Origin of the sequence: Gimesia chilikensis (assembly GCF_008329715.1) — a bacterium.
Lineage (GTDB): Bacteria > Planctomycetota > Planctomycetia > Planctomycetales > Planctomycetaceae > Gimesia > Gimesia chilikensis.
This window is the reverse complement of record NZ_VTSR01000007.1, coordinates 198,841-214,092: the sequence shown is the minus strand read 5'-3', so window position 1 is coordinate 214,092 and position 15,252 is coordinate 198,841. Positions and strand designations below refer to the sequence as shown.

The window sequence follows — 15,252 nt, the reverse complement described above, 5'->3', positions numbered from 1 at the left end:
TCCTTCGATTCAGACCGCTGTAGTCGATCGTTCCTTCTTGCGACCAGGCAAAGACTTTTCAGCCACGGGTTTTCCCGCAAACGTGGCAGTCTGCTCCCGGTTCGAATCATCAGACTGTTTCCTGGCAAAACGGACTACGACCTGCTGTCCCTCGAATGAGAGTTCGAGTGTAGTCCCTTTTTCCAATGATTGAGAGTTAATCACATCCGCAATCACGGGGGTGACATAACGCTCAATCGTCCGTCTTAAAAAACGGGCACCAAAGTAAGGGTCATACCCTTTCAATGCCAGCCAGTCCAGAATTGACCGATCCGGCTGAATGGAAATCCGGTGCCGCTTCAAACCAATGCGGTTCTGTAACAGCCCCAGTTCGCAAGCGGCAATTGCCCGAATGTGACCCGCATTCAACGCGTGGAAATACACGATTTCGTCAAAGCGATTCAAAAATTCGAAACGGAAATGTTCCATCAGCCGCCGCTGCATTGCCTGTTCCATCTCCAGTTGAGATGACACTCCATCTGCAAAACCGATCAGACTCTTACGATAAAGCTCAGCTCCTGCGTTCGTGGTAGCAATAATCACAGTCGAACGGCAGGAAACCGTCTCGCCCGTTCCATTAATGAAACAGCCTTCATCGATTAACTGCATAAAGCGGTCCAGAACAGGCGGTGCACACTTCTCAAATTCATCCAGTAACAGCACCGTGAATGACTGCCCCTGCAGACGCTGGGTCAGTAGTCCCTGGCGTTTGGATAACGCATAGGCCTCCGGATCACCGAACAAAGTCAAGGCAGATACTTCCGTCTGGAAATCTGCCATATTCAATCGAACCATGCTGTCCGGCCGTCCCAGCAGATATTCAGACAGTTTCTGTGCGATATGCGTTTTACCCACTCCCGTCGGTCCCGCGAACAGGAACGCTCCCAGTGGACGACGTATATCACTCAAACCCGCCTTAATCGTACCAATCATCCGCACGACCGCATCCACAGCCTGATCCTGCCCCAGGACAGTCTCAGCAAAGTGTGCTCGTACCTGTTGCAGTTCGAGCTTGATTGCGGGATCAATCAGGGACAACGGAACCTTGTGTACCTGGTGAAATCGATCAATGACATCCCGTCCATTAACTTTACGAGCTTTTTTCCGCACTACCTTGACCTGATTCAACAGGTCCAGCACCTTACGAGGCATATTCAGTCGGGAGAGAAAACGGTGCGATAACAGCAACGCTTCTTCCTGCGCGGTCTCCGTAATCCGAACTCGATCCGTCTGCTGCTGATATTCGGACCAGTGGCTTACAATCTGTCGGGCCGTTGACAAGTCCGGCTCATCAACTTTCAGAGCGACAAAATGGCTTTCCAGATCCGGATAGTTTTCAAACATCGCCTCCACGCTGGTCCGATCTCCTTCGGCCAGCAGGGGACGCTGAGTCTGATAGGCGTAAGACTGTAACAACGGCTGCAGATAATAGTCGTTCAGGATCTCCATGTCAGAGAAAAACGGAACGATATTCTCATCTGTTTCCAGTAACAGATCGAGCAGTTTCTGAAATTCACCGCGCAGCTGATCTTCTTTTTTGAGACTGGCCAGGGCTCGTCGAAACGAGAGTTTGAGAATCCGCGTTCCCTGCAATGCTTCCGGTCCCTGTCCAGCTCCTGAAAGTGCTACCAGCTTGTGGATGACCGAGGATTTTCCCACACCACTCCCGCCATACAAAATAGGGAAGCGGTCTGCATTGATGATATCGGTCACATCACAAACCAGGTCATCCATCAGAAACACTGGAGAGAGTTTCCCCGTGTCTGCTTCTTTCGTCAGATCTCGCTCGAGCCATTTATTCAGCACTGCTTGCAGATTGTTTGTCTGTTTTGACATCAGAGTATTCCATCAGTCTGGTTTCCAGGAAGGTCAACAACGCGTTCTTCAGCCCGGAAACCAGTTTGCTGAAGAATCTCTAACAGGAAGACCATCAGGCCCCACAAGGGGTTCGCTGCCCCATGGATGTTTCTGCATGAAAGAGTGCTGCTGACCTGTTTTTATTCAGACAAAACCTGAAATATCTGTGATAACAGAGAATCAGACGCCCAAGACTGACAAAGCGTCTGAACGCTGATACAATAATAAGCATTATTAACGAACCCTGACTCCCTCCAATCCCGCCCTCAACCATCGACAGGATTAACCATGGCTCACACATCCTTCCGACGAACTTGGCTCGTTTTGACCCTGGCCGGACTCTTCCTGCAATCCACCATGACGCTGGCAGCAGACAAAGTACAGGACCGCCGCAAAGTGCTCGGTCCCTCCCAGGCAGATCAAAACCTGAGCGATTACTTCAAGCTTCATGCAGTGCGTCTCGCTGATCGCAGTCTGGCTGACATTAAAGACCTCAAGACCTGGGAACAGAAGCGAAAGCAATATCGAGAGCAGCTGTTCGAAATGCTGGGACTTTCGCCGCTTCCCCCCAAAACAGATCTGAAACCAGAAATCACAGGTAAGATCGAGAGCGACGGATTCATCGTTGAAAACATCACGTTTCAGTCGCGTCCTGGGTTGTACGTTACCGGCAATCTCTATCGACCTCTCAAACAGGAAGGTAAGGTTCCCGCGATTCTGTATGTATGTGGGCACGGGGGCGTCAAAAAGAATGGCATCAGCTACGGCAATAAAGTGCATTACCAGCACCACGGCGAATGGTTTGCTCGCAACGGCTATGTCTGCCTGACAATCGACACTCTACAACTGGGGGAAATCGAAGGTCTGCACCATGGTACCTACAGGGAAGGCATGTGGTGGTGGCTCTCCCGGGGATACACGCCCGCTGGAGTAGAAGCCTGGAACTGTATTCGCGCACTGGACTATCTGCAATCACGTCCCGAAGTTGATGGAGAGAAGCTCGGGGTCACCGGACGTTCTGGCGGGGGCGCTTACAGCTGGTGGATCGCAGCTCTGGACGAGCGCATCAAAGCAGCTGTTCCAGTGGCAGGTATTACGAATCTAAAGAATTATGTCATTGACGGGGCAGTCGAAGGACACTGCGACTGCATGTTCATGGTCAATACTTACCAGTGGGACTACGCCCAGGTCGCCGCCCTGGTGGCTCCCCGGCCCCTGTTGATTTCCAACACCGACAAAGACAGTATCTTCCCCCTGGATGGCGTGGTCGACGTCTATAACTCTACCATGAAGATTTATGAACTGTACGGTGTCCCGGAGCATCTGGGACTGCAGATCACAGAAGGCCCCCATAAGGATACCCAGGAACTGCGAATTCATGCGTTTCGCTGGTTCAACCATTATCTGAAAGGGGATGACTCCTTGATTGAGATGGCTGCCACGAAGTTTCACAGCCCTGAAGAATTACGTGTCTTCAAGAAACTGCCCGCAGATCAGAAAAATGCGAAAATCCAGGAATCGTTCGTCGCTACAGCCAAACCAGAAATTCCACAGGACTCGGCAGAATGGCATCAGATGACGGAAAAATGGAAAAACCTGTTGCTCAAAAAAACCTTCCGCGCCTGGCCTGAAAAGGTTAATCCGAACGTCAAGGTGGAAACCAGTCATCGTGATGGGCTTACTCTGAAAACAATTTCGTTTGAGAGTCAGAAACATGTCCCCCTGAAACTGTTTATCGTTCTGCCGGACCATTCGAAAACCGTCTCTGAAGTGACTCTGAATGTCTTAAATCAGGCAGAGTGGGATCAATTTCAGGCTGCACTGGCTCCCCTCTTTTCTACAAAAGAGGACGCACAGCAGTCACCCGAGAAAGCTTCTTCACTTTATAAAGAGATGCAGCAGCGTGTGCAGCAGGAACAGACGGCCCTGGTTTACTTCACTCCACGAGGCGTGGGACTGGATCAGTGGAATCAGGATCCACGTAAACAGGTTCAGATCCGCCGCCGTTTCTATCTGCTGGGGCAGTCACTCGAAGGGATGCAGATCTGGGATATCCGCCAGGCGATTCAGCAACTGAAGGCACAGCCGGAATTCAAAAAGGCAAATCTGTCACTAAAGGCCAGCGGAGAAGCCGCCGCCCTAAGTCTGTATGCGTCACTGTTCGAACAAGGAATCGGTCAGCTGGAACTGTCCGGTATGCCGGCATCGCACCAGCAGGGGCCTGCGCTCCTGAACATTCTGCGATTCCTGGACCTGCCACAGGCTCTGAGCATGGCCGCCAGTCGCACTCCGGTCAAACTCAACCAGGTTGATCCAGAGGACTGGAAATATGCAACCGAGGTCGGCAAACAGATGGGCTGGCAGGAAAAACAGCTGCAAATCGAAAAATAAAAGCCACGATTTCTGGATACAGGCAATCACCAGACGCGCTCAGCGTTTGCTCAGAGCGTGCGCGCCGTTATAATCGATTGAACCTGCCTGAGACGAAAAAGTAGGTTTCCGGCAGTCTACAATAATGAGACAGAAATAGAGTTTCCAAGCTTAAAGGTTTTTCGACGTGAATCGTCCTCCCCATACATCTGCTCCACTTCCTGATCCGACAGCAAACATGACGGAAGGCTGGCACTGCCTGCATCTGTATTACCGTGTCGATCAGGGAATCCTAAACCAGATTGATCAGTCCACTCGCGACAGCGGTCGTCGGGAACTGGCAGCCATCCTGGACCCCGATCAGGAAAACGCTCCTGTACGGATTCAAACGTCTGTCGTTACCGGCCATAAAGCCGATCTGCAGGTATTGATCATGGATCCGGATCCGATCAAGATCGATGGCATTAAACATGCCATTCGATCCTGTGGGGTGGGTCCCGCGCTCATTCCCACCTATTCTTTTGTGTCGCTCACGGAGATCTCCGAATACGTTCCCACACTGGAACAGTATGCGGACAAACTCAAGCAGGAGGGAACTGATCCTGACAGCCCGGCATTCCAGGCGAAGCTCAAGGCTTACGAAGGACGTCTGCCAGCGATGAATCAACAGCGGGTGTACCCCGAATTTCCTGACTTCCCCGTCTGCACTTTCTACCCGATGAATAAATCACGGGTTCCCGGTGCGAACTGGTACATGGAGCCCTTCAGCAGCCGTTATCACATGATGGCAGAACACGGTCTGAGCGGCATGAAGTTCGCGGGGCGGGTCGTTCAGGTGATTACAGCATCAACCGGCTTTGACGACTGGGAATGGGGTGTCACGCTGTGGGGCAGGGCACCAGAACCGATTAAAGAAATCGTATACACGATGCGGTTCGATAAAGCCTCTGCCAAGTACGCTGAGTTCGGGCCCTTCTATCTCAGCTATATCATGCCCCCGGAAGAAGCAATCGCCCATCTCAAGCTCTGACAAGAGCTCAAGACAGGCGATTATGCTCGACTCATCTATTAGAAACGTTCCGCTTAGCGGCGGAAACGATAATCAGAGTTGGATTCGCTGAAATCAGCTGTTGCCAGCTCTGATTTCAGATTGATATCAGTGAATGAATAGGATTCAATCAGAGTCTGTTCATCCAGTTCTTCGGGAGAGGCAGAAGCCATTTCTTCCCGTGGCCAGCCAAAGCCGCGTACGAACACCGGCAGACAGGATTCCTGATCAATATAAATCACTGATTTCCGATAGGTCGGTGATTCTTTTGCATTCGCAAAGTGAGCGATGAAGCAGTAGCAGTCTTTACCATCGAATTTCTGATTACTGAGCATCACACATTCGGTATTCAGATTCTCGGCGAGGTCTTTCTTACGAAAACCAATAATTTCTTCCGCCAATGCTCGAATACCGGCCTTGGTAATGGGGTAACGTGATTCCTGCAGAGCCAGTGATCCGTGGGGATCCAGCTTCAGCGTCGGCATCAGGCGACCTTTCAGACCGCCCATCTTGACCAGCATTTTCTGATCATTTTCACCATCAACGTAAAGCAGTTCCTGACCTTTATCTCCTACAACCCACTTCATATAAACGCTGAAGGGCTTGTGGCGACATTTCAGGTTAATAACCTGGTTCTCGGAGAGGGCACCACCAATGTATTCCTGTTTGGAGAAGGTGGTTGTGTAATTAGAGACGGAATCCAGCAGACGGCAGCCTTTTTCCAGCAGCAACTGATTCATCAGCAGAGCCATCCGTCCGGTTAAAGTACCGGGCTGCTGCTGAGTCTGAGCCTGACCATCCTGTTTGATATCCTGATTGGACTCTGAAAGTTCCGTTGGTTTGTAAGCAATCACCGGAACTGGAACCGGTCGAGCAGCGACCACTGCCATATCGTTGGGATCGGCGTCAGCCGGAGATGGATCGTAACTAAAATACAACACACCAATCGCAGCAGACAGAATGGCGGAAGCCACCATGTTCGGGAGTTGTTGTTTGGACCTGTGTTTAAGCATGCGCATCATGCGGTACCGTTCCTTTTCATTAAGAAACTGCAAGGCACCGTCTTGTCTGAACTGAATCCTTGATCCGGGATCCACTCATCCGTGAAAAGACGTCGCTCGGGCTTGCCCGTCGTGGTGATGTGATCTGGCCAGCACACGGTATTCCCTTTGTGCGTCTGACGGATGTTTGTTCCCATAAAAGTATGTGCTCTCATCCATTTGAAATCGGAGCGTTCATCGACAAAACGGCCCTGTTTCAAAACCGGAGAACATTACGCAATCTGCGTATTCCCGATCCTGATAGTCTCTGAATCTGCCACAACCTCACTGTTGTGGGTGGACATTGATCATTTCGGGGGTGGTTATAGAAGAAAAATCGACATCTTTCCCGGGAGATTATTAACAAAACTCGGCCCGCTCATTGAATCCTGCATGTTCTGACAGGCCTCAGGGTTCAGATCAGATCAAACTGACACTTTCAACCAGAAGCCCCCATATTAACAGGATGAATTAACGCCTGAAGTTGGCTGCCAACTCTGTCAGAGCACCAAAAAACATCAAACACATTTTATTTTTCTAAGATGCTCATTTAGAATGAGTTATATTCATACCTGTCACAAAATACTCCACAGGGATTCCCTGTCTTTGTCTTCGAAAGGGACAACACGATGCAATTTTCCCGGCGCTCATTCCTCCAGACAGCTACTGCCACTCTGTTCACAGGAACTTTTTCTCAACTTGCTTCAAGTGCACTTAGTACAAAATCTCAGCCCCGTTTAATGAAACTGGATCTCTCCTGCGGGCGGATTGGCGTGAAAGCAGATCAGAGACAGGCCATTGATTATGCTCACAAATATGGCTTTGAAGCCGTCGTTCCTGATGCCGGCTACCTGGGAAAACTCACCGACAGTCAACTGGACGAATTAAATTCAGAACTGAAGAGCAAAAAACTGGTTTTCAGTGCCGCGGGGATGCCCGTCGATTTTCGCAATGACGAGGCGAAATTCCAGCAGGGACTACAGGCGCTTCCCGCCTACGCCACCTCACTTCAACGGGCCGGTGTCACCCGCACAGGTACCTGGCTGATGCCCACGCATGCAGAGCTGACCTATAACGCCAACTTCAAACGTCACGCCAAACGTCTGAAAGCGGTCACACAGATTCTGGCAGACCATGGTCTCCGATTCGGACTGGAATATGTTGGTCCGAAAACTCTCTGGTCCAGTAAAAAATACCCGTTCATTCACTCCCTGCCCGAAACCCAGGAACTGATCGCTGCGATTGACGTCAAAGGGGCAGGACTGATTCTGGACAGCTGGCACTGGTACACGGCACATGAAACAAAGGATGATATACTGGCACTGACCAATGACCAGATCGTTGCCGTTGACCTGAACGACGCACCAAAAGGGCTCGAAATCGATGAGCAGATTGACCAGAAACGCGAACTGCCCATGGCGACCGGCGTGATCGATTTGGCTACATTCCTCAATTCACTGAACGAAATTCGCTATGATGGCCCTGTGAGAGCAGAACCTTTCAACGCAGCACTCCGCGCAATGCCCGGCGATCAGGCCGTCGCCGCTACAGCTAAGGCGATGAAGAAAGCTTTTGCTCTAATCAGCTGATTTCTCTTTAGCGGGCTTCTTCTCCTGGGCAATCGAAATTTCAATTGTCACAGGAGTCCCCCGCGGTGGGATCTTGGCCTTGTTCGCCTCAAACAACAGATTTCCTTCACCAGAGGCAGAGCTTTCAATACTGACATCAATGGTGGCCGTCGGAAAATTGGCAACACAGATCAGATCACCACTCTCGGCGTGATAGTATTTTTCACCGGTCATCTCATCGACGGAGAAACCGCTGCCAGCGAAAACCCAGTCAGCTTCCATTAGCCGGGGACGAGTTTTTTCGTAGAAATCTTTGATCGCTGCCTGATATGTCTTGTTATCTGATTTCGCCAGGAACTGGTCCCGTTCTTCTTTGGTCATCTCACCGAACCAGATCAATTCTTTGTATTTGTCGTCGTACCGTAGTTCGGTTTTTCTGTCGATGACCACACCGGGAGGTAATTGATCCAGTTTCGCCGTGAAGTAACGGGAGGTCGAAGTACGTACCCACTTCTGTGCCTCTTCGCGATGCGTTTTGCCTGCTTTGTCTTTCCATTCCAGAATCAGATTCAGTTTCTGCCCCGTGGGAGGTTTAAATTTGGGAGTGAACTGGACCGGAGTTCCCGCTTTCGCACCAATCGCCAGCAGGCCGGCGTGTATCGCTTTCGCTGGAGAATCGATCGATAAAATAGACTCGTGTTCTTTGGTCTGTTTCTTACAACAGAGCATCTCCAGTACGCCTTCGACCAGACAGACGTGCGTTTTCAAAAATAATTTCTTGTGTTCCAGGTCCAGCAACACCGTCTTCTGTGGGTTGAGGGGAACCAGTTTCTCCTCAGAATCCGTAGAATCCTGTTTCACGGGTTCGCTAGTCTTGGAATCAGTCACTGTTCTCTGAACCGGTTCCGCGGCGCGTGAAGAAATATTCCCGATGAAAATCGACAGCACCAATAACATAAAAGAGAGTTTTGTAAACGAATGCTTCATCAAATCATCCCACAAAGTGAAGACATAAACTGGCCCGTCGAAAATCTAGTGTTATTTTAGATACTCATTGTCAAAAGTCTGCCCCGATTCGGTGGGAAATCTCAGATCTCACCAGAAGAACAGATTTCAGCCAGCCAGTCAGCGTAATCTGCCACAATCTGCTCGCGCTGCGGCTCAAATTCGAGAGTATGACGTGCAGCAGGATATGAAATGCATCGCTTCTCCACCGATCTGACACGGTCCAGCCAGATTTCGGTAGCCCTGTTATCGATGATCTGATCCTGTCCCGCCAGTTGACAGAACACCGGACATTCAATCTGCTCCGCGGCCTGGTCTGCCAGTCGATCCAGTTCCCGGTTAGCCAGTAAAAACGAAACGGTGACCTCGTGCAGTGCCAGAGGATCATGACGAATAAAATTCTGCCAACCGGCGTCTCCCGTAAACAATGCCGGATCACTGAGAGGAATCGCGATCCGCTTCTGCCTCACTCCCAACTTGTCAGCCAGATTCAGCTGAAACTTCTGGAAGGGATTCGGGCGGACGCGTGCTTTAACCCCCGGATAAAGTAAAGCCAGTCCATCTATCAGGTCAGGTCGTCGAGTCGCCACGACCGCCGCCAGTTTTGCTCCCCAGCTCATCGCCTGCAAAATCACTGGCGCAGCTTTTTCTGACGAAGACTGCAGGAAACGAACCTGTGTTAAAATCTGTACCGTGTCCTGCACCAGCCGCTGCCAGTGAGGAGTATCGCCACGCTGTTCTCGATTCAGCCCCGATCCACGGCGATCAAAAAAATAGATCTGATATCCATTCTCACAGAGCTGTCGACAGGAGGCTTCATACCAGCCGGAATGACTCTGGATTCCGTGGAGCACGACTAAAACGCCTTTGATATCCTCCACCGCGGGGCTCCAGACACGCCCCTGCAGCCGATAATTATCAGAGGCAACAAATTCCTGAATAAAGGGTTCTATCATATGGCTCAGACAAGCATCGTTTCTAAAACCCGTGCATAGCCACCAAACGTCCCCTGATCAAAGAGAACAAATTTCACCAGCTCCAGTTGACTGGTCGCTTCCAGACGCGTTGCTACCGTCCGGAGCGCCGTTTCCGCTGCCAGATCAACAGGATAGCCATAAACTCCGGTACTGATAGAAGGAAACGCCAGGCTCTGACACCGCAGTTTTTCTCCCAGTGAAAGACAGGTCTGATAAGCGGACTCCAGCAGATCCTTCTCCTGATTTCCACCTCCCCGCCAGATGGGCCCTACCGCATGAAAAATGTATTTTGCCCGCAGGTTTCCTGCGGCCGTCTCAACGGCACTTCCCGTCGGGCATCCATCCGGGTAACGACGCTTCAGCTCATTCATTACTTCCGGCCCCGCAGCATCATGGATTGCTCCATACACGCCTCCGCCCCCCGCCAGCATCGCATTTGCAGCATTGACGATCGCATCCACGCGCTGTGTCGTAATATCTCCCAGAACCAGCTCAATCCGGGCAGATCCAAACTGTACGATCATCGACATTCATTCTATGATACGGACAACCTGCAGGTTATAGATCAGATATTGATCTCCGCCTGCAGTATAAAATACGATAGGCGTCTTTCAAAGCGCGAACCCGGAAACATTTCTCAGCAACGAATGCGAACCCTTTCACCGTGATAAAAGTCAGCCTTCTCATTCCGACTCTCGATCAGTCCGGTGCCGAAAAGCAGCTCACTCTGCTGGCGACGTCGTTACCCCGTGATGAGTTTGATGTGCAGGTCATTGCGCTGACCCGGGGAGGCCCTTATACAGAGGTACTCCAGCAGCATGATATTCCGGTGACGATCCTCAAGAAGCGATTCAAATTCGACCCGCTGGCATACCGAGCGTTAAAGAAAACTCTGCAACAGCAACAACCCGACATTCTGCATACCTGGCTATTTGCAGCCAACTCTTATGGGAGGATGGCTGTCAAACGGCTGTCGGCTTCACAAAAAACTCCCAAGGTCATCGTCTCTGAGCGTTGTGTGGATTCATGGAAAAGTAACTGGCAGCACAATGTCGATCGGCGCCTGTTACCACAAACGTCACTGCTGGTCGGTAACTCTCAGGGGGTTGTCGACTTTTACAGGGATAAAGGTGTACCGGATTCACTACTGCGAGTCGTTCCTAACGGCATTGTTCTGCCAGATTCGTCGGTCAATGAAGCAGTTCGTTCACAACTTTACCAGGAACATGACATTCACCCGAATGCGCGCCTGATTGCCTTCGTGGGACGTCTGGCCCGTCAGAAACGCGTCGAAGATCTGCTCTGGGCACTGCAGCTGATTCGCCAGATGAATGAGGATATCGTACTGCTCGTAATTGGCGATGGCCCCGAACGAGCAAAGCTGGAGCAGTTGGCTCACAAATATACGGTCACTCCCAACGTACGGTTCCTGGGCCACCGCACCGATGTTGACCAGCTTTTTCCACTCTTTGAAGTCTTTCAACTGGCCAGCGACTTTGAAGGACAATCGAACAGCATTATGGAAGCCATGTCATACGGCATTCCCGTCGTCGCCAGTGATATTCCCCCCAACAGGGAACTGGTCGTGCATGGTGAAACCGGCTTCCTGACTTCAGTCGGTGACAGTACAGGTTTCGCACAATTTGCAGAACGCATCCTGGCAGACCCGCAACTCGCAAAAGATTTAGGAAACGCCGCTCGAAAAAGGATGCAAGAGGATTTCAGTGTCGATAAGATGGTAGAAGGTTATGCCAGACTCTATCGTGAAGTCCTCCAGTAACCGATGTTGCTGACCAGAGCACGTCTCCTGTCCCCCAGCTTTTAGAATTCAGATCATGTGCGGAATCACCGGAACCTCATGGACCACACGGGACAAGAATATCTCCCCACAGGTGCTCCGCAGTATGACCAGTGTCATCGCTCACCGGGGCCCCGATGATGCGGGAGGCTATCATTCCGACCTCGAATCCAGGTCAATTCTGTTCGCTGATGAAAAGCAATGGTCCGACTTCACTCCGAACTCTGAAACCGGTGCCGCCCTGGGACACCGCCGCCTGTCGATCATCGACCTGGGAACCGGGCACCAGCCACTCTGCAATGAAGACGGCACTGTCTGGATCGTCTTTAATGGTGAAATCTACAACTACCAGGAGCTCAGAACAGAACTGGTTAGACAGGGACACCAGTTCAAAACCGAATCCGATACTGAAGTCATTGTCCACCTTTATGAAGAGCAGGGGGCAGCCTGCGTGGAACATCTGAGGGGGATGTTTGCGTTTGCCATCTGGGACGAACGTCGCCAGCGACTCTTTCTGGCACGCGACCGCATGGGACAGAAGCCCCTGTTTTATCGGGAAGAACCAGGTCGGTTAAGCTTTGCCAGTGAACTCAAATCGCTCCTGCAGCTGCCTGGTGCCAGCCGGGAAGTTGATCCCCACGCCATCGATCTTTTTCTCGCTTATCAATATGTGCCACACCCCTGGTCAATTCTGAAAGGCTACCAGAAGTTGCCCCCGGCACACCGCGCAATCTACGAGCAGGGACAACTCACCGTTGAGCGCTACTGGACGCCCCCTTATCAACATCCTGAATTACGAACAGACCTGAAGTTCCAGTCACCTCAGGAATGGTCAAAGGCGCTTCGCCAGACATTGACGGAATCCGTTCGAATCCGCATGCGCAGTGATGTCCCTCTGGGAGCATTTCTCTCCGGGGGAATCGATTCGACAATCATCGCCGGATTGATGCAGAGTATGTCCGAACGACCGGTTCATACCTTTTCGATCGGCTTTCCGGTGAAACAGTTTGACGAGACCAGCTATGCCCGCGAGGCAGCAGCCATGCTGGGAACCGAACATCACGAGTATGTGGTCGCCCCCGAAGCCCTCGAAATGCTGCCCCGTCTGGCCTGGCACTACGATGAACCCTTTGCCGACAGTAGCGCTATCCCGACGATGTACCTTTCACAAGTCACCCGGCAAGAAGTCACTGTTTCTCTTTCCGGAGACGGGGGAGACGAATTGTTTGCAGGCTACGACCGCTATCGAGCCGTGGCACTTTCACAATGGTTTGACCGACTGCCGGGGTTCATCAAAAAAATGATGACCGCTTCCATCTGGCAGAAACTCCCCGCATCAGTGGAACAGAAATCATTTCGCCGCCGCGTCAAGCGATTCCTGGCAGGACTTGCGGTTCCTCCGGAACGTCGCTACCTCAAATGGGTCGGCATCTTTGATACAGAACGCCGACTGGAGATGTATACTCCCGAATTCAGAGAGCAGATCCAGAACTTCGATGCCGACCAGTTCCTGCTTGACGCTTACCAGCTCTGTCCCGACCGCGACTTTGTGACCCGCACCACCGCGACCGATGTGTTGTCTTATCTCCCCTGTGACATTCTGACCAAAGTCGACATTGCCAGCATGGCGCACAGCCTGGAGTGTCGCAGCCCGTTCCTGGATCATCATGTTGCGGAACTGGCAGCAGTTATGCCCCTGGATCTAAAAATGCACAAAGGCCGCGGCAAACAGATTCTCGTCGACACCTTTGCTGATCTCCTTCCCGAATCGATCCAGACACGCAAGAAAATGGGATTCGGAGTGCCGCTCAATCACTGGTTCCGTCATGAATTGAAACCATTACTCTACGATGTTCTGCTTGACCAGCGGGCCATTGATCGTCAGATCTTTGACCGAACGGCTGTAGAACAGCTGATCAACGAACACCAGAATCTGCAATGGGATCACAGCGCCCGTCTCTGGTCACTGCTGGTCCTGGAAATGTGGTTTCGAACCTTTATGGATCCGGCAAGTATTCCCGATCACTTTCCGGAAACTGCTCTGGTCTGACCGTTTTCGGCTCCGCCCCTTGAGCTTTATCTGCGAATCAGAGAAAATATTTAGAGCCGTTGATACTTCAACCTGCCTTACTGATTCCCGCCCAAAACGAGACGACCATGCGTGTTTTCACCTTAAAATCACTGTTCATGCTGTTCTGCCTGATCTTTCTGAAACCTGCTGTTGCAGAGACTCCCAATTCAACCCGAGCAAACCCACAAGCGACCTGGGAAGAATGGCCCCAGTGGCGAGGACCGCGCGGTGATGGCACCTGGAATGGTCCTCTACTCAAAACAACCTGGCCTGAATCGGGGCTGAAAAAACTCTGGTCCCACGACCTGGGAGGAGGCTACGGGGGGATTTCTGTAGCGGATCGAAGACTCTATGTCATGGATCGGCCTGTAGCCTCGTCTGAAGATCAGCAAAAAGCAGCTGGCATCCACAGTCATCGAGTCGCGCGGCAGAATGTTGAGCGGGTGCTCTGCTTTGATGCCCAGACGGGTCAACAGATCTGGGCGCACAACTATCCCTGCGATTACCGTGACCTCGATTATGGCAATGGCCCACGCGCGGCCCCCACGATCGTGGATGATCTGGTCTACACGCTGGGAACGATGGGCGATGTTTACTGTCTGTCTGCGAAAACCGGGAAGGTGATCTGGAAAAAACAACTCGTTGAAGACTTTGGGGGGAAAGTACCACAGTGGGGGTATGCCGCTGCTCCTTATGTACTGGGAGACATGGTCATCCTGCTACCCGGAGGCAAAGAGCAGGGGACCGCGGTCGTCGCCCTGGACCGTAAGACAGGCGTCGAACGGTGGCGATCACTCTCCGATACTGCCGGCTATGCGACACCGCTTTTGATCAAACACCTGGGCCAGTCACAATTAATCATCTGGTCACCCAATCACATTCACAGTGTCGATCCACAGTCAGGGAATCATTTCTGGTCGGTCCCTTACAAAATCACTTACGGTGTCGCGATCGCCAATCCGATTGCACATGAGGGGCTGGTTTTTGTGGCAGGTTACTGGGACGGATCAAAAGCCATCCAGCTGGGCACTCAGCCAGAAGAAGCAGAGCTGAAATGGGAGGACCGACGCACGCTGAGAGGTCTGATGTCACAACCGCTTTACCGGGACGGCTACGCGTATCTACTCGACAAAAAATTCGGTCTGACCTGTTTTGAATTCGCCACGGGGAAAAAAATCTGGGACGACAAAAACCAGATGACACCCGGCAATACTCGTAATCCGCAGGCAACGCTGATCTGGCTCAAGCAGCAAGAGCCCCGAGCCCTGGTCCTCAACTCAGACGGGGATCTGATCCTGGCTGAACTGGATCCTTCCGGGTACAGGGAACTGGCCCGGACCAATCTGATTGGAGAGACCTGGGCCCATCCCGCTTATGCGGAAAATCGGATTTTTGTACGCAGCAATACCCGGATTATTGCCTACGAACTGCCCGTCCTGGAATCGATTGACGAATCCCCATAAAAGCCACAGAGCTGCA

Annotated in this window: 11 protein-coding genes; 6 read left to right on the top strand and 5 right to left on the bottom strand. The window is 51.7% G+C overall.

What is annotated here, in order from left to right; all coding sequences use genetic code 11:
* Window positions 1–9 precede the first annotated feature (9 nt).
* Complete coding sequence (locus tag FYZ48_RS10510; protein ID WP_149340114.1) at window positions 10–1,875, bottom strand: AAA family ATPase; 1,866 nt, start codon at window positions 1,873–1,875, stop codon at window positions 10–12.
* Between the two features lie 309 nt (window positions 1,876–2,184).
* On the opposite strand from FYZ48_RS10510, the gene FYZ48_RS10505 reads away from it, so the two are divergent.
* Complete coding sequence (locus tag FYZ48_RS10505; protein ID WP_198422204.1) at window positions 2,185–4,287, top strand: alpha/beta hydrolase family protein; 2,103 nt, start codon at window positions 2,185–2,187, stop codon at window positions 4,285–4,287.
* A gap of 166 nt (window positions 4,288–4,453) precedes the next feature.
* Complete coding sequence (gene hemQ / locus FYZ48_RS10500) at window positions 4,454–5,296, top strand: hydrogen peroxide-dependent heme synthase (protein WP_242022564.1); 843 nt, start codon at window positions 4,454–4,456, stop codon at window positions 5,294–5,296.
* Between the two features lie 53 nt (window positions 5,297–5,349).
* On the opposite strand, the gene FYZ48_RS10495 is transcribed toward hemQ, so the two are convergent.
* Window positions 5,350–6,336, bottom strand: a complete 987-nt coding sequence (locus FYZ48_RS10495) for a DUF1571 domain-containing protein (protein WP_149340112.1) — start codon at window positions 6,334–6,336, stop codon at window positions 5,350–5,352.
* 758 nt (window positions 6,337–7,094) lie between these two features.
* Here FYZ48_RS10495 and FYZ48_RS10490 point away from each other — a divergent pair.
* Window positions 7,095–7,943: a sugar phosphate isomerase/epimerase family protein gene (locus FYZ48_RS10490; protein WP_242022560.1), complete on the top strand. Its 849-nt coding sequence runs from the start codon at window positions 7,095–7,097 to the stop codon at window positions 7,941–7,943.
* Here the strand turns inward: FYZ48_RS10490 and FYZ48_RS10485 are convergent.
* The 3 genes from FYZ48_RS10485 to FYZ48_RS10475 all read right to left on the bottom strand — a co-directional run bounded on the left by FYZ48_RS10485 (window position 7,932) and on the right by FYZ48_RS10475 (window position 10,428).
* On the bottom strand, window positions 7,932–8,783 hold the full coding sequence (locus FYZ48_RS10485) for a YdjY domain-containing protein (protein ID WP_187781966.1): 852 nt from the start codon (window positions 8,781–8,783) through the stop codon (window positions 7,932–7,934). The genes FYZ48_RS10490 and FYZ48_RS10485 overlap by 12 nt on opposite strands.
* Window positions 8,784–9,010: 227 nt before the next feature.
* Window positions 9,011–9,883, bottom strand: coding sequence for an alpha/beta fold hydrolase (locus tag FYZ48_RS10480; RefSeq protein WP_149340108.1), 873 nt, complete (start codon window positions 9,881–9,883; stop codon window positions 9,011–9,013).
* 5 nt (window positions 9,884–9,888) lie between these two features.
* Complete coding sequence (locus FYZ48_RS10475; protein WP_149340106.1) at window positions 9,889–10,428, bottom strand: macro domain-containing protein; 540 nt, start codon at window positions 10,426–10,428, stop codon at window positions 9,889–9,891.
* Between the two features lie 140 nt (window positions 10,429–10,568).
* Between FYZ48_RS10475 and FYZ48_RS10470 the strand changes: the two genes are divergently transcribed.
* From FYZ48_RS10470 to FYZ48_RS10460, 3 genes are all read left to right on the top strand, one after another.
* Window positions 10,569–11,684, top strand: a complete 1,116-nt coding sequence (locus FYZ48_RS10470) for a glycosyltransferase (RefSeq protein ID WP_149340104.1) — start codon at window positions 10,569–10,571, stop codon at window positions 11,682–11,684.
* A 55-nt stretch (window positions 11,685–11,739) separates the two neighbouring features.
* Entirely contained in the window at window positions 11,740–13,752 is a 2,013-nt protein-coding gene (asnB, locus tag FYZ48_RS10465) for an asparagine synthase (glutamine-hydrolyzing) (protein ID WP_149340102.1), read from the top strand.
* A 107-nt stretch (window positions 13,753–13,859) separates the two neighbouring features.
* Window positions 13,860–15,236 carry a PQQ-binding-like beta-propeller repeat protein gene (locus tag FYZ48_RS10460; RefSeq protein ID WP_149340100.1) on the top strand — a complete coding sequence of 459 codons (1,377 nt, stop codon included), beginning with the start codon at window positions 13,860–13,862 and terminating at the stop codon, window positions 15,234–15,236.
* Window positions 15,237–15,252 lie beyond the last annotated feature (16 nt).